13 protein-coding genes are annotated in these 16,359 nt (G+C 36.5%); 8 read left to right on the top strand and 5 right to left on the bottom strand.

The annotated features are described in order from the left end of the window. Positions 1 to 291: 291 nt before the first annotated feature. The 3 genes from J2S13_RS11965 to J2S13_RS11955 form a co-directional block, all read right to left on the bottom strand. Positions 292 to 1,965, bottom strand: coding sequence for an ABC1 kinase family protein (locus J2S13_RS11965; protein ID WP_307258003.1), 1,674 nt, complete (start codon positions 1,963 to 1,965; stop codon positions 292 to 294). A 27-nt stretch (positions 1,966 to 1,992) separates the two neighbouring features. Beyond that, on the bottom strand, positions 1,993 to 2,286 hold the full coding sequence (locus J2S13_RS11960; RefSeq protein ID WP_307258002.1) for a phasin family protein: 294 nt from the start codon (positions 2,284 to 2,286) through the stop codon (positions 1,993 to 1,995). Between the two features lie 198 nt (positions 2,287 to 2,484). Further along, complete coding sequence (locus J2S13_RS11955) at positions 2,485 to 2,841, bottom strand: DoxX family protein (RefSeq protein ID WP_307258001.1); 357 nt, start codon at positions 2,839 to 2,841, stop codon at positions 2,485 to 2,487. A gap of 240 nt (positions 2,842 to 3,081) precedes the next feature. Between J2S13_RS11955 and J2S13_RS11950 the strand changes: the two genes are divergently transcribed. From J2S13_RS11950 to J2S13_RS11930, 5 genes are all read left to right on the top strand, one after another. After that, entirely contained in the window at positions 3,082 to 4,485 is a 1,404-nt protein-coding gene (locus J2S13_RS11950) for a cytochrome ubiquinol oxidase subunit I (RefSeq protein WP_307257999.1), read from the top strand. Beyond that, entirely contained in the window at positions 4,472 to 5,485 is a 1,014-nt protein-coding gene (gene cydB / locus J2S13_RS11945) for a cytochrome d ubiquinol oxidase subunit II (RefSeq protein WP_307257998.1), read from the top strand. Before J2S13_RS11950 ends, cydB begins: the two co-directional genes overlap by 14 nt. Further along, positions 5,485 to 7,209: a thiol reductant ABC exporter subunit CydD gene (gene cydD / locus J2S13_RS11940; protein ID WP_307257997.1), complete on the top strand. Its 1,725-nt coding sequence runs from the start codon at positions 5,485 to 5,487 to the stop codon at positions 7,207 to 7,209. The genes cydB and cydD overlap by 1 nt, the downstream gene beginning before the upstream one ends. Next, a complete protein-coding gene (gene cydC / locus J2S13_RS11935) occupies positions 7,206 to 8,945 on the top strand; it encodes a thiol reductant ABC exporter subunit CydC (protein WP_307257996.1) in 1,740 nt (579 codons plus the stop codon). The genes cydD and cydC overlap by 4 nt, the downstream gene beginning before the upstream one ends. 336 nt (positions 8,946 to 9,281) lie before the next feature. Further along, positions 9,282 to 10,730 (top strand): tryptophanase, encoded by a 1,449-nt coding sequence (locus tag J2S13_RS11930; protein WP_307257995.1) that lies wholly within the window; start codon positions 9,282 to 9,284, stop codon positions 10,728 to 10,730. Positions 10,731 to 10,937: 207 nt separating this feature from the next. Here J2S13_RS11930 and J2S13_RS11925 read toward each other — a convergent pair whose 3' ends face one another. Continuing rightward, entirely contained in the window at positions 10,938 to 12,167 is a 1,230-nt protein-coding gene (locus J2S13_RS11925) for an MFS transporter (RefSeq protein WP_307257994.1), read from the bottom strand. Between the two features lie 334 nt (positions 12,168 to 12,501). Next, positions 12,502 to 13,002, bottom strand: coding sequence for a pyridoxamine 5'-phosphate oxidase family protein (locus J2S13_RS11920; RefSeq protein WP_307257993.1), 501 nt, complete (start codon positions 13,000 to 13,002; stop codon positions 12,502 to 12,504). Between the two features lie 353 nt (positions 13,003 to 13,355). On the opposite strand from J2S13_RS11920, the gene J2S13_RS11915 reads away from it, so the two are divergent. From J2S13_RS11915 to J2S13_RS11905, 3 genes are all read left to right on the top strand, one after another. Beyond that, complete coding sequence (locus J2S13_RS11915) at positions 13,356 to 14,672, top strand: C40 family peptidase (protein ID WP_307257992.1); 1,317 nt, start codon at positions 13,356 to 13,358, stop codon at positions 14,670 to 14,672. A gap of 176 nt (positions 14,673 to 14,848) precedes the next feature. Next, positions 14,849 to 15,376, top strand: coding sequence for a nitroreductase family protein (locus tag J2S13_RS11910; RefSeq protein WP_307257991.1), 528 nt, complete (start codon positions 14,849 to 14,851; stop codon positions 15,374 to 15,376). An 87-nt stretch (positions 15,377 to 15,463) separates the two neighbouring features. Then, entirely contained in the window at positions 15,464 to 16,267 is an 804-nt protein-coding gene (locus J2S13_RS11905; RefSeq protein WP_307257989.1) for an ABC transporter ATP-binding protein, read from the top strand. Positions 16,268 to 16,359 lie beyond the last annotated feature (92 nt).

Genomic DNA, 16,359 nt, shown 5'->3' with positions numbered 1-16,359 from the left:
TACCCCTTCCAATCAAATTAAATCATATTACTATAATCCGAAATAGGCATTAAACATTGTAATTATCATTTTACACAATATTAAGGACTTGACTATTTCCCATTGGTATATGCGTATTTCCTGAGTAGATTTGAACATGTTCTTTGAGGATATGCATATTTCCCATTTTATTTGACTATTTCCTGGGGTTATTTGCACTACTTACCTAGTTTTATGAACATCTTCCTTAAACTTATGTATTTGTGTGAAATTGGCACAAACCTAAACTGCCTGTCCTCTTGACAGGCAGTTTTAAAATTTCCCCGAACGGAAAATGGCGATGAGGAGGCCAAGAAACATCAGAGTAGCGATTACAGAGCCAATTTCGATAATAGGTATTTTCCAGAGAAGCATTGTCTTATTACTAATAGATGAACCGACAATTAATCCAACCATTATGATGCTAAAGGCGAGTAAAATAATACTAAAAGATAACCGGTTGCTAATTTTGTCTAATCGTTCTAACAATATATGTAGTTCTGATACTGAAATTTTTAGTTGTAATTTTCCTTTTTGAATTGTTGAGGTTAATTCTCTAACTGTCTTTGGAAATGACGCAAGTAGGTCTGTATATTCTTTGATTTGATGGATCGAAGTTTCTAACATCTTCTTAGGATGATAGCGATCTCGTATTAATTTTTCAGCAAAAGGTTCAGCGATTTTCATCATATTACATTCCGGATCCAAGAAGCTGATAATTCCCTCTAAGGTCATTAACGATTTTGCGAGAATCGTGAATTCAGCAGGAATTTGGATGCGATATTGTAACGCAATCGTAAAAAATTCATTTAATACTTCTCCTAAGTGAAGCTGGCTCAAAGGGAGGTGATAATATTTCTCTCGCATATGATCAATATCAAGTCGCAATAATGAAAGATCGACATCATCAGGGAATAAACCCATTTGTGAAAGGGTATGAATAATTCTTTCACTATCCCCTCGTTTTAAGGAAATAATGAGAGAGATAAATTGATATTTCAATTCAGGAGTTAGGCGGCCCACCATACCGAAATCCATTAGGGCAACTACATTCCCTGGCATGATGAGAACATTTCCTGGATGAGGATCACCGTGAAAGAACCCTTCAATAAATATTTGGTGTAATAAACAGTGAGCAAACCTCTCAGCTATTATTTTCCTGTTAAGCCCTTTTTCTGCTAATTGTTCAATGTGATTGATTTTAATTCCCTCTATGTAATCCATTGTAAGAACCTTTTTTGTAGAAAAATCCCAGTAAATTTTCGGGATATGGATCGTAGAATCTTGGGTGAATTGCTTTGCGATTTTTTCAGCATTTTTCCCCTCATTGCTAAAATCTAATTCTTCTCGTAAAGAGGTAGAAAATTCTTGGATGATATCTTGAAGCTGATAATTCCTAGCCCACTCTAATTGGGAATCCATTAAACGAGCTAAATCCTCAAGTATTTCTAAATCAGTTTCTACAACTGTACGGATATTTGGTCGTTGAATTTTTATTGCGACATTCTCTCCCGTATGAAGGATGGCAAAATGGACTTGTCCAATGGACGCTGAAGCAATAGGCGTTTGATGGAATTTGGCAAAAAGGTTTTCGGTGTCAGCTCCTAATTCTTCCTCAATGATTCGGTTCACCTCTGTAAAAGAAAACGGTGGAACATGATTTTGCAGCTTCTCCAGTTCGAGAATTATATTTTCAGGAAAAAGATCTCTTCTAGTGCTGGCAATTTGCCCTAATTTAATAAAAGTTGTACCTAAATCCTCAAGTAAGATTCGTATTCTCTCCCCAAGGTTTTGTTGGAGAGCATCTGATTTTGCTTCTCTTTTGACTGAAAGAGAGAGGGCTTCGGTTAAACCGAGATCCTTCATTAGATAACCGAAGCCATTACGCAAAAAGCACCGAATAATTTCTTGATAGCGGTGGGCATGTTTCATTCTTTTTCCGATCATTTAATCCCTCCCATTTCCGACTAACAGTTATTCATTCTTCTTCTCCAATTGGGCGACTTTTATTTGTAATTCACGAAATTCATCCATTGTCACAAAGTTCATTTCTTTAAGTGTCTGTTGAACTTTTTCTTTGACAAGATCATCGAGGTCCTTTCTTACTGACTCCCCTTTTTCAATTAAGTTATCAATCATTTCCTTTGACTCACTTTTACTGAGTTCACCTTTTGCAACAAGATCATTCATGACTTTTTCAATCTGTTCTTTACTTGCGACTGCTGCTCCTATACCTAAAGAAATGATTTGATTAAGGACATTTTTCATGATCCATCCCTCCATATTCTTCTTATTATCTATATTTTAAAGGATTTTCATCCAATTTTTCAAAATGAAAAAGAAGAATATGTGTCATTTTGGAAATCATCCAAAAAAACAGGTTCTTTTGTCAACTCAATTGTATCTTCCTATATGATAGCCTTGACTTTTAGTATGATAATGTCTGGAAGGTTTGAAGTTTTATTATCATCTTCTAGGAGATTGTGAAAAAATGAAAAACAATAATACTAGCATAGTAATATCTAATCGAGCATTAAAGGCAAATTGAAGGAAACCGGAATGCAAAATGGGAACCTTCGTTAAAAATAAAGCAGCTAGCATAATCACCATTAATGGAATCGTTGCTCCTCTTGTCCATTTATTCAATAGAATAGAAATGCCGCAAACTATTTCAATAATAGCGATTACATACATAGTGTTCATTGGGCTAGGTAATGGGAGACTTATAAAAACTTGCCCCAGCTCTGGACTTATAAATTTCATCAGCCCTGAAGTAATAAAAACATAGGCAACAATGTAACGGATCCAATTGATTGTGGTCACCCCCTTTGGAAAAGTATATGAATCGAATGGAATAAAAGTATACAAAAATGGGAATTGTCTATCGACTATTTTAAAAAAGGGGAGGGGGTATTTTGAAGAAAATGTCAGTATGGAATATATGCATAGTAAATACATCATTAAAGTTACTAAGTTTGTAACCAGTTTGCCCCTAGATCTTCACAAATCCTTTTTATTATATTGTTATAATCATGGTGAAGCAATATAAGGGAGGGCAAGTTAATGGAAGAGGTAATTCTAGCACGGATACAGTTTGCTTCAACAACACTGTTTCACTTTATTTTTGTTCCCTTGTCAATTGGCTTAGCATTTATTATTGCTATCATGCAAACGATGTATTTAATAAAAAAAGATGAAATGTACAAAAAGATGACCAAGTTTTGGGGAATCTTTTTCCTTATCAACTTCGCGGTCGGGGTTGTGACTGGGATCATCCAAGAATTCCAATTTGGGATGAACTGGTCAAGTTATTCAAGATTTGTGGGGGATGTATTTGGTGCTCCGCTAGCAATTGAAGCTCTATTAGCTTTTTTCGTGGAATCTACATTTATTGGCCTTTGGATTTTTGGTTGGGACAAATTGCCAAAGAAACTTCATTTAGCTTGTATTTGGCTCGTTTCGATTGGAACTATTTTATCCGCCTTTTGGATTTTAGCTGCGAACTCATTTATGCAAAATCCACTCGGATTTACGATTGAAAACGGACGCGCAGAAATGAATGATTTTGTTGCGGTCATTACTAATCCAAAATTATGGGTTGCGTTTCCTCATACAATCTTCGCTAGTTTTGCAACAGGAGCTTTCTTTATTATCGGGGTCAGTGCATGGAAATTGTTGAAGAAAAAAGATATCGAATTTTTCAAACATTCAATAAAAATCACATTAGTTATTGGTTTGTTATCTGGACTTGGAATTGCCTTTTCTGGACATGCCCAAGCAACGTATTTAATTGGGGCACAACCTATGAAAATGGCTGCAGCGGAAGGATTATGGGAAGATAGTGCAGATCCAGCTCCTTGGACTGTGTTCGGAAATATTGATACAGAGAATAAGAAAACAACCATGCGTATTGAAATTCCTTATTTATTAAGTTATTTATCATACGGAAAGTTCTCCGGAGGAATTGAAGGATTGAACACGCTTCAGGAAAAAATGGAGGAAAAATATGGTGCAGGTGACTATTTACCACCAGTAAAAACAACCTTCTGGAGTTTCAGAATTATGACAGCGACTGGTGGCGTTCTAATTCTTTTAAGTTTCCTAGGACTATTCTTGAATTGGCGTGGAAAATTGGAAAAAAGTACAACATATTTAAAATGGATGGTTGCAGCGATCTTCATTCCGTATATTGGTAACTCCTTCGGATGGATTATGTCCGAAATAGGACGTCAGCCTTGGGTAGTGAATGGTCTAATGAAAACAGTCGATGGGGTTTCACCTAATGTTTCTGCTGGCCAAATCTTGTTTTCATTAATCTCATTTTCGTTGATCTATACGCTTCTTGCCATTGCCATGGTGTACTTGTTTATAAAAGTTATAAAGCAAGGACCACATGAAAAGCCGAAGGAAGATATATCTGCCTCAGATCCTTTTAATGCAGGAGGGTTAAAAAATGCAGTTAAGTGAAGTGTGGTTTATACTTGTTGCTGTTCTATTCATCGGGTTTATCTTCTTGGAAGGGTTTGATTTCGGAGTTGGAATGAGCACAAAATTTCTTGCGCAAAATGATTTAGAAAAAAGAGTGCTTATTAATACGATTGGACCATTTTGGGATGCAAATGAAGTTTGGCTCATTACAGCGGGTGGAGCGATGTTTGCAGCTTTCCCACATTGGTATGCAAGTCTGTTCAGTGGTTACTATTTACCTTTTGTCGTATTATTGCTTGCCTTGATTGCTCGTGGGGTAGCATTTGAATTTAGGGGCAAAGTGAATTCGAAGAACTGGATCGCCACATGGGACTGGTCCATTCTACTTGGAAGTGTTTTGCCTCCATTTTTATTAGGTGTACTGTTCTCTAGTTTAATAAAAGGCTTGCCAGTTGACCAAAATATGAATATGCATGCAAGCTTTTTAGATATCGTGAATTTCTATACAGTCATAGGTGGAGTTGCCTTTGTACTGTTATCTTATATGCATGGATTAATGTTTATTACATTGAAAACCACTGGGGCACTTCGTGAAAGAGCTAGAAAAAATGCTCAAAAAATATATGTAGTAAATGGTGTGGTCATCCTATTGTTTACGATTTTAACAGCTGTTTATACAGATGCTTTCTCAGAAAAAGGGGTGATCCTCATTCCATTGTACGGATTGGCAATCGTCTTATATTTAGCGCTTTTCCCACTATTGCGGAATAAAAAAGAGGGGCTTAGTTTTACAGCGACAGGTTTGATTATGATTATTGTCACTGCCTCATTCTTCATTGCATTATTCCCAAATGTGATGATCAGTTCAATCGATGTAGCTAATAATTTAACAGTCTATAATGCAGCTTCGGGTGACTATTCGCTTAAAGTGATGACGATTGTAGCGGCAACGATGGTACCGATTGTGTTAGCATATACGATTTGGAGCTACTATATTTTCCGAAAACGAGTGTCAGCTAAGGAGCACTTAGAATACTAATGGATAAAAAACTATTCCACTATAAAGGTAGCAAATTATTAATGTTTCTCGTTGGTCTATTAACAGTTGGACAGGCGATTGCGATCGTGTTTCAAGCGATTTTTCTAGCGGGAGCCATTACAAATATGTTTGAAGGGGCTGCTTGGTCTGCAGTCCTTCCTTACTTTTACCGTTTTGGAGTTGCATATATTTTACGTCATCTCATTCAATGGATGAAGGAAAGGCTTACTAATCGCTTTGCTGAAAAAACATCAATGGATTATCAAGAACAACTCATTCAGAAATTATTTAAACTAGGACCTTGGAGCATGGGCAAGCATGGTTCAGGTAGTTTTATTACTTTATGTTTAGAAGGAGTTCCAAGCTTTAAAACGTATTTAGAACTTTTCATTCCACGGTTTATCGCATCTATCTGTGTTCCGATTATTATTCTGTTTTATATCCTAACAGTCGATACGATTTCTGGCGTGATCTTGGCGATTGTGATGCCGATCATGATTGCCTTCTTAATTTTATTAGGTTTAATTGCGAAGAAGCAAATGGATGCCCAATGGGATACGTATCAATTACTTTCACGACATTTCGTTGACTCATTGCGGGGACTTGTGACATTAAAATATTTAGGAAAGAGTAAATCACATCAACAAGCAATCGAAACGGTTAGCAATAAATATCGGATCGCCACGAACAGAACACTTCGGGTTGCCTTTCTGTCAACATTTTCATTAGATTTTTTCTCAAGTTTGTCGGTCGCTATTGTCGCAGTAGAACTCGGGTTGCGTCTTATAGAAGGAAATATCGGATTAGAGCCAGCACTTGCCATCCTCATTCTTGCGCCTGAATATTTTTTACCTGTAAGAGATTTAGGAAATGACTATCATGCTACAATGGATGGAAAAGAAGCGGGAGATCAGATTTATCAATTACTTGAACAAGAGGAAGTGGGAACACAGAAGCAAATAGATATCCCTGAGTGGAATGAAAGCAGTACATTAAAGGTTCAACATCTAATGAAAAATGCTGATCAAGAGGAACGAACGTTGTTACAAAATATCGATTTCTCTGTGAATGGGTTTCAAAAAGTGGGGATTGTCGGTGCTTCTGGGGCAGGAAAATCCACATTGATTCAATTATTATCCGGTTTTTCTGAACCAAATGCGGGGAAAATCTTCATGAATCAAAGGGAAATAGAGAGCTTTTCTGTATCAGGATGGCAAAAGCAAATCACATATATCCCGCAACATCCGTATATTTTTTCTGGGTCTATTGCTGAAAATATTAGCTGGTATGAACCGAATGCATCTATAGAACAAATTAAAAAGGCGGTCGAAATGACGGGCCTAACTGAATTCATTGCAAGCCTACCAAACGGATTAGAAGAAAAAGTAGGTCAGGGTGGTCGAGCATTAAGTGGAGGCGAAGAACAGCGGATTGCTTTGGCACGTACCATTCTTCAGGAGCGACCAATTATGTTATTTGACGAACCAACTGCTCATTTAGACATCGAAACGGAACATGATATTAAAAACATGATGTTGCCAATACTAGAAAACAAACTTGTCTTTTTTGCGACTCATCGCCTCCATTGGATGAAAAATATGGATGTCATTCTCGTGATAGAAGGTGGCCAATTGGTTGAAAAAGGAAATCATGAGGAATTGTATCGTAACAAAGGAGCTTATTATCGGTTGTTACAAGCTCAAAGGGGAGGGATAGAGGAATGAAGCTTCTTCAAACCTATATTTTCCCTTATATAAAACAATATAAACGTTTAATGATCATGACAATCATTCTTGGAGTATTAACAGTTTTAGCTGGTTCCATGCTCACCTTTACATCTGGATATTTAATCTCGAGAGCATCTGAAATGCCAGCTACGATCTTATTATTGTATGTCCCGATTGTTGCTGTTCGAACATTTGGAATATCGCGTGCTGTTACCCGTTATTTGGAAAGATTAACAGGGCATAATGCGGTGTTGAAAATTCTTGCTGAGTTACGTGTGAAATTATATGGAATGGTAGAACCACAAGCTTTGTTTATCCGTTCACGTTTTCAAACGGGTGATCTACTCGGTACACTTGCGGACGATATTGAACATTTACAAGATGTTTATATTCGGACCATTTTTCCAACTGTTATCGCTTTATTTCTATTCATCTTTTCAATCAGCTCTTTAGCATTATTTGATTGGGTGTTCGCTATTTGGATGTTTTTCTGTCTAAGTATCATTGTTTTTGTTTATCCGCTTATTTCGCTTTATCAATTAAAGAGAAGACAAGTAATGTTAAAGGAAAAGAAAGGACGACTTTATCAAGCTTTAACAGATGCGGTATTTGGGTTAAGTGATTGGGTCATTAGCGGACAGAAAGAACAATTTATTCAGCCGTTTTTAAGTGAACGGAATGAAAGTCAGCAATTGGAGCGAAAATTAAGTGACTGGAATCATTCACGGACTTTTCAATTGCAGCTCATTTCAGGGGCCATTCTTATTATGGTTGGGATTTGGGCAGGGAATGCTGCACAAGAAGGGGTGATTATGCCTACATATATTGCGGCTTTTACCCTTGTGACTCTTCCTATTTTAGAAGGGTTATTGCCAGTTTCCCATGCGATTAAGCGTATTCCTACCTATCAGGAATCATTGCAAAGAATCGCGAAAATTGAACAGTTCGTTCCCGCAAGTATAGAAGAGATAGAAAAGGTAGAAGCGATGTCATTTAAACATGAAGCAAACATTCAGATAGAGGACGTTTTCTACCGTTATGAAACCGAGCGTGAAGAGGCATTACAACATATAACGCTGTCTATCCCTCAGGGGGAAAAAATCGCTCTACTTGGAAAAAGTGGAGCTGGGAAGTCCACATTACTTCAATTATTATTAGGGGTCTTAACTCCAACAAAAGGAACGATCACCATTAATGGCCACAGTCCACAGGAATTTGGGGAAGATATTTATGAATGGATGGGTGTTTTAAACCAAAAGCCTTATTTATTCGCCACGACGGTAGAAAATAATATTCGGCTTGGAAATCAAGAGGCTTCAAAGGATGAAATTGAACATGTCATCAAGCAAGTTAAACTTGACCAATATATTCATTCTTTACCAGAAGGTTTACAAACACAAATGGAAGAGACTGGTCAGCGTTTTTCGGGTGGAGAAAGGCAACGGATTGCTCTCGCACGGATTCTACTCAAAAACACTCCCATAGTTGTGTTGGATGAGCCAACGGTCGGACTTGATCCGCAAACGGAAATGACCTTGCTTGAGACCATTTTTGATGTATTAAAAGATAAGACGGTTATTTGGATTACCCATCATTTAGCCGGGATGGAAAAGATGAATCACATTCTTTTTTTAGATAAAGGACAAATAGCCATGAGTGGGACCCATAAAGAATTGATGACTACAAGTGAACGATATCGTCAGTTATATAAATTAGATCGAGGGGAGCAATAATTTGCTTCCTTCTTTTTCTGTAAATTAATTTTTGTTAGGGAAGATCTATGTTTTTGAAATTTGTAAATATTTTTGAACCACTTCGACAATTCATTTGAAAAATATGTTGAATAAGGTAGAATAAGAGGGATGGTTTTTTACCACAACGCGTTAAAGTATTGTGGGAGTAAATCGCTAAAATATTATAGATCGGCAAAAAATATTTGGAATATTTTAAATGGATGGTAAATTCTTATATTTAAATAGAAGGATTCTGATGGATAAAAAAGCTGGGGGCTCTTTTTATTCATAAGGACTTAATAACCATCACAAGAAGAAAAATTAGGGGGAAAACAAATGTCTAAAGTAAAATTTTATTATGGGGACTCAGTTCCATTAGAAATGCATAAAGTAAGAATTGTTCAAAAGTTGAACTTACCGCCCATTGAGCGTCGTTTGGAAGCGATGACGGAAGCGGGTTTTAATACATTTTTATTGAAAAACCGCGATGTTTTTATGGATATGCTTACGGACAGTGGAGTAAATGCGATGAGTGATCGCCAGCAAGCAGCTATGCTTGAAGCGGATGATAGCTATGCGGGATCTGAAACTTATACTAAATTAGAAAACAAAATTGAAGAGATTTTTGGAAAAAAGTATTTTCTTCCTACACATCAAGGGAGAGCATGTGAAAATATTATTTCTCAAGCTTTTGTGACAAAAGGTTCAATTGTTCCAATGAACTATCACTTCACGACAACGAAAGCTCATATCGTGTTAAATGGTGGAACAGTGGAAGAAATTTTTGAAGATGAGGCATTGAATATTACAAGCAAACATCCTTTTAAAGGGAATATGAATATTGCCAAATTAAAGGATTTAATTGAAACAAATGGAGCCGAAAAAATTGCTTTTGTACGATTGGAAGCTGGAACAAACTTAATTGGCGGACAACCATTTGCTGTTGAAAATATGAAAGAAGTCCGAAAAGTTTGTGATGAGTATGGGCTCATGCTTGTGTTGGATGCAAGTTTATTAGCTGATAATTTATATTTTATAAAAGAGCGTGAGGAAAATTGCAAGGATATGAGTATAAGAGAAATTACTCGTGAAATTGCTGATCTCTCCGATCTTATCTATTTCTCAGCTCGTAAGCTTGGTTGTGCTCGCGGTGGTGGTATTTGTACGAATAATGAAGAGATTTATTTAAAAATGCGTGAATATATTACTCTTTATGAAGGATTTCTTACATATGGGGGAATGTCTGTCCGTGAGATGGAAGCCATTACTATCGGTTTGGATGAAACGATGGATGAAAATATGATCAATCAAGGTCCGCAATTTATCTCTTATATGACAGATCAATTATTAAATCGAGGGGTGCCTGTTGTGACGCCTGCGGGTGGTCTAGGCTGTCACATCAATGCAATGGAATTTGTTGGACATATTCCTCAGAGTGAATACCCTGCAGGTGCACTTGCTGCCGCACTTTATATTGTTAGTGGTGTTCGAGGAATGGAAAGAGGAACTTTATCAGAACAACGGGATGAAGACGGGAATGAAACATTATCCCAAATGGAGCTTGTTAGACTTGCTATGCCACGGCGTGTCTTTACTCTTTCTCAAGTGAAATATGCGGTTGACCGAATCGCATGGTTATATGAAAACCGACATCTTATTAGTGGCCTAAAGTTCATCGATGAACCGAATGTATTACGTTTCTTCTTTGGAAAGTTATCGACGACTACCGACTGGCCATCACAACTTGTTGCCAAATTTAGAGAAGACTTTGGAGAGAGTTTGTAGTTTCAAGAAAGGATATTAAGTCGATTTTTTAGTCAGAGGACAGATTAATCTAAAAAAAGGGGCTGTCCGAAAAGTAGTTTTCTAAGCCTAAATCGGTAAAATGCAAAACCCAAGAATGCTGTCATATCAACATTCTTGGGTTTTTAATTTGGGCAAAATTCATATTAAAATGGACTTTTGAGACAGCACCTTTATCCAATTTATTGCTTACGATTTTTCATTCGATCCCATTTCTCCTACCGGCTCTGAAAACTTCATATTATAAATTGGCAAAATAAAGAGAAGACCGATCACAAATAGAACAGCTGCTAATTCAAATATAATAATAATTGAGAACATCCCTTTTAGAATACCAGCAATACTCATCGTTAACACCATTGAGCCTGTAAAAAGCGGGCTTAAAGTACCGTTTACCCTTCCGATGAATTCTGACTTTGTATTTTGGAGAATCATCGTATTGATCCCGATTTGAATACAAGGAAAAAATAATCCATTTATAAACTCTGCACCAAGCGTTAAAGGTAGATTGGTCGAAAATCCGACAATACTCAAACCTATTGCATTTGCTAACATACCAGCCACTAATAACTTTTGTGGTGGAACAGATTTAGAGAACATCATGGACACCGCACCACCTAGAATCATCCCAATTCCATTCACCATTAATAACCACTGTAAGCTTTCCTTCGCTAAATGTAATCTCTCTGTTACGAGAAAAATAGTAAGGGGTTGGATTAACCCGATAGCAAGCCCTGCCGCCATGAAGCAAATTCCAAGTAGTTTTAATTCTTTCTTTGAAAGGACATAACGGATCCCACTTTTCATTTCCTCAAGCAAAGAAGTGGTTTGTTTTCCCTTTTCCATTTGTTGGTCGGGTGGAATAAAGGTAAGCATGACAGCCGAAAGAAGAAAAGCGATACCCGTAATCGCGATCGACATATTAATCCCAAATTGTTGGAAAATGAACGTTCCAAGTACAGGACCTAATACCATAAAAATGGCGAAGATCGTTTGGTAGACTGACATAGCGGATTGTATTAACTCAGGTTGTAAATGCATTTTGAACAATTTCAATCCAGATGGCTGCGAAAACTGTGATAAAATCGATGAAATTAGCGTGGCAAAAAAGATAATCTTCCAAGAGCCAAAAATAAGAGTGATTAATACTGCAAACACAGAGGCCGCGCTTAAAATATCACACCAAACCATTGTTCTCTTTGGACGCCAGCGGTCTGCGAAGGTACCACCAATAAAAGAAAAAATAAAAATCGGGGCAAATTCAGCAACAGATATCATCGAAACCGCCAATGCATTTCCATTCGTCTGTTCCATGATAAATAATAGAATCGCAAAATTTCGAACCCAAATTCCCACTTGCAGAAATAATGCAGAGAGAAAGATTGCTTTGACAAAACGATTACTAAATAATTGTGACATATACTTCTCCTTTTCTTCAGTCTTGCTTTTAATTATTATGGGCAAAAGCAAAAAACTCCCACCCGTTTTTGGATAGGAGTCGTCTAAAAAACCATAGGGAAGCACAGAGAAACTGCACCACATATGATCGATTCTTTAAAAAACTATAGACTAATCCCATTCAAAAACGAACTTCGTTATTCGAAAATGTTTTGAAAACAGGATTAGTTTTTCATCGCCCTATGGTCACCCTTTCATCTAATAGTCTTAATATTTTACAACGAATGAAAGGTATTTTCAATAGATTTTTTGCGGAAATTCCCATATTTCGTTAATGAAATGTGAAAGGCATCGATTAATGAGTAAATCCTTCATTTAATTTTCCAGTTATCTGTTCAATTGAGACTTCGAATAATTGTATTTTATGAAGCGCTGGATAACCCGATTTTTCAAATGACCACTCAGGATTTCCGTATTTTTCGAGTAAACGGTCAAAGAACCATTCTTTTTTCTTGTCATCCTCAATGAGTCGAATATTCCCAAACAAGACGACACTCATATAAACAAGAGCAGATTGACAAGCATAGCGTTTCCCAGGAATCAAGTCTCCCATTTCACTTACTTCAATACATATTTTCTCGTTCTGTTCGATATTATGACGAAAATGGCTTTCCCGTAAATTCCCAATATGAAGAAATAGTTTATCACCTTGTTCATATATGTATACTAATGGAATGACATACGGATAACCGTCATCCCCAACCGTTGCCACATGGGCTACTTTCCCCTCTTTTAAAAACTGTAGCGCTTTTTCTTCCGATACTTGCCGAGCTTTATTTTGGACAATTCCTCTCATGAAAAAAACTCCCCCCTTGCGATTATTTCCCCCATCTTAACGGGCAGTAAAACTACCACTGAATGAAGTTTCACTTTATAAGAATATTATGAACCATTTTTAAAGTACTTGTAAAGTTACTGAAAGAAATGATTAGGCAAAATACAAGGAAATAGGTTGGATTTAGTCGATTTTTGTAACAATTATGAAATATAAATGTAAAAGAAACGTTGTCCAAGAAGAAGAAAATAATGGGTATAATGGGGATGATGGTAAACATATATAATAATGTAGATAATTGTCGATAAAGCATATGTTATAAATAAAAGATTTTAATATACATATTTGATCGGAATTTAGGAGGAAAAGTAGAGTTGAAGAAAAAAATTTTTTCATTAAGTATCGCAACGGTTATTGGAATGAGCAGTTTTATACCACTAAATACGGAAGCAGCCCAACAACAGGAAATACAAAATAAGAAACAAGAAGTACAGTCTAATATCGATGATAAGAAGAAAGAAATTTCTCAACTTGATGTTAAAAGTAAAGAAATGGAAGCGACTATTACGAAAATCAATTCCAAAGTCAAGGAAACTACTCGTAATATTGAAACAACAACGAACGAAATTAAGCAAGCAAAACAAGAAATGGGAACATTAAAGGAAAAAATTAAGCTGACAAAACATTCAATTCAAGAACGAAAGAAATTATTAAAAAATCGTGCGAGATCTATCCAATTAAATGATGGAGGATCCATGAATTATATAACAGCAGTAGTAGAAGCGGAAAGTCTAGGAGATTTATTTGATCGTGTTGTTGCCGTCTCAACATTTGTTCAAGCAGACCGCAATATTCTTCAAGAACATAAAAAAGATCAAGAGACATTGGAGAAATCTGAACAGGCATTAAATCAAAAACTTGCAGAAATTCAGAAATCACTTGCAAAATTAGAAGAGTTAAAAGAACAATTAAACTACCAAATTGCGGATAAAAATAGTTTATTAGCTAGTCTGAAAGAACAACAAGAAAATGCGAAGGGTGAGCTTGGAAGTTTAGAAGACCAAAAAGCGGCATTAGCACAGCAAGAAAAAGAAGCACAAGTCCAACAGGAAAAGGAACGAATAGCAGCTCAAAAATTAGTGAAAGCAGTGGAGAATAATAATACGAATGTAAACAATAACACTTCAAACGGTAATGAATCCAACAGCACCGCGAATAATAATGCAACGAACAGTACAACAAACCATACTAGTAACCCTCCTTCATCAGAAGTGGTTTATCAAGGATCAAATTCGGTTGAAGTGGCCATTCAAGTAGGTTCTTCTATTGTAGGACGTTCTCCTTATAAATGGGGTGGAGGACGAACAAATCGTGACATTCAAAATCGCTTATTTGATTGTTCTTCATTTGTTCGTTGGGCTTATGCATCAGCAGGAGTAAATTTAGGTAGTATTACTGGAACAAATACAGATTCATTAGTTCGTAGAGGACGAGCTGTTAGTGCCTCTCAAATGAAACGGGGAGACTTAATTTTCTTCAATACGTATAAAACGAACGGACATGTCGGAATTTACTTAGGAAATGGAAAATTTCTTAACGATAATACTTCCCATGGGGTTTCCATTGACTCTTTAAGTAATCGCTATTGGAAGGGGACTTTTACAGGCGTTGTAAGAAGAGTAGTAGAATAATAGTAATAAAGTCAGGCTGCTTTCGATGGGAGGGCCTGACTTTTTATGTTGATTATTCCATTTAATGTGGAATAATCATGATAATAATTGACAAGGTGGAATAGATTTATTAATCTGATAATGCATATAATTTTTATCGGAATTAATAAAAATTTTGCAATGAAGGAGGCATTATCATGAATGTTCTAGAGGCCATTCAATCGAGACGGGAGATTACACAATTTTTACGGAAGGAAATTTCTAATGATATTCTTGAAAAAGTCGTGGAGGCAGCGTATTATTCCCCAACTGGAAATAATTTGCCCTCACGTGAGTTTATTGTAGTTACGAATAAGCAGAAATTGAATGAATTATCAAAGGCAACCCCTTTTGTTCCATGGTTAGAGAATTCAGCGGCTGCTATAGTGATTACAGGGCAACCAGGTATAAGCAAATATTGGTTACAAGATGCATCAATCGCTAGTGGCTATATTTGGCTTACAGCAGTTAGTCTAGGATTAGGGGCAGCTTTTGGGGCGATCTATCATTCAGAAGACCAAGTGGAGTCGAAAAAGCGTGAGGATATTGTAAGAGAAGCACTGTCCATTCCGGAAGATCGTCGTATTATGGCAATTTTAGGTCTTGGATATCCAAAGGAACAGCCAAAACCGAAGAAAATGCTTTCAAAGAATGATATTGTGTTTTATGAAAATTTCCACTCCTAAATATTTTATTTGAATTCGGAAAATTCTTTCAAATAAAATCGGAATTTGTTAAAATACTTCCATCATACCGAAAGCGAAGTGTTGGATATGGGGAAAATTCTTTCATTAAAAGGGGTAAATTGGCAAAGAAATGGTCAGACGATTTTGAGGGATTTCAATTGGGAGGTTCATCATCAGGAACAATGGGGGATCTTAGGACTGAATGGTTCAGGAAAAACATCTCTTCTTAATATTGTGACTGGATATCAATTCCCGACAAAAGGTGAGGTCATTGTTCTTGATCGTTCATTTGGAAAAACCAATTTACTGGAGTTGCGAAAGGAAATAGGGTTTGTCAGCAGTTCATTGGAACGATTTGATTCATCCCTGAAATTTGAAACGGTTGAGGAAATTGTTGTAAGTGGAAAATTTGCTTCCATCGGATTGTATGAAGTTGTGACAAAAGCCGAGTGGGAGAAGGCAGACCGTCTTTTGGATCGTTTTCGTCTGACCTACTTAAAAGGGAAGCCTTACCATCTATTATCACAAGGGGAGAAGCGAAGAGTCCTTATAGCGAGATCCTTAATGGGGGATCCCAAAATTATGATTCTGGATGAGCCATGTACTGGTTTAGATATTGTTTCAAGGGAAGAAATTCTTTCTCTTTTAAAGGAAATCGTTAAAAACTCTTATTTACTGTATGTTACCCATCATATAGAAGAAATTTCTAAGGAAATTACACATATTTTACTATTAAAAGATGGAGAAATTTTTGCATCTGGTCTGAAAAAAGAAATTCTAAATGATGAGATACTGTCCCAAGCATTTAATCTTTCAGTGAAAGTGCATTGGGAAGAGGATCGACCATGGTTAACTGTTCGAAATAGAGAAGATATAAAGATGAGAAGTTAAAAACTAAACAATAGCGCTCAGGGAGAATACTCTGGGCATTTTTGTTGAATAATACCAAGGGAAAAAGGACTCAGTTAAAAAAAGCAATCGGC

The sequence above is a fragment of the Oikeobacillus pervagus genome, from assembly GCF_030813365.1.
Classification (GTDB): Bacteria; Bacillota; Bacilli; order Bacillales; family DSM-23947; genus Oikeobacillus; species Oikeobacillus pervagus.
The sequence above is the reverse complement of the archived record's forward strand: the minus strand, read 5'-3'. Positions and strand labels throughout refer to the sequence as shown.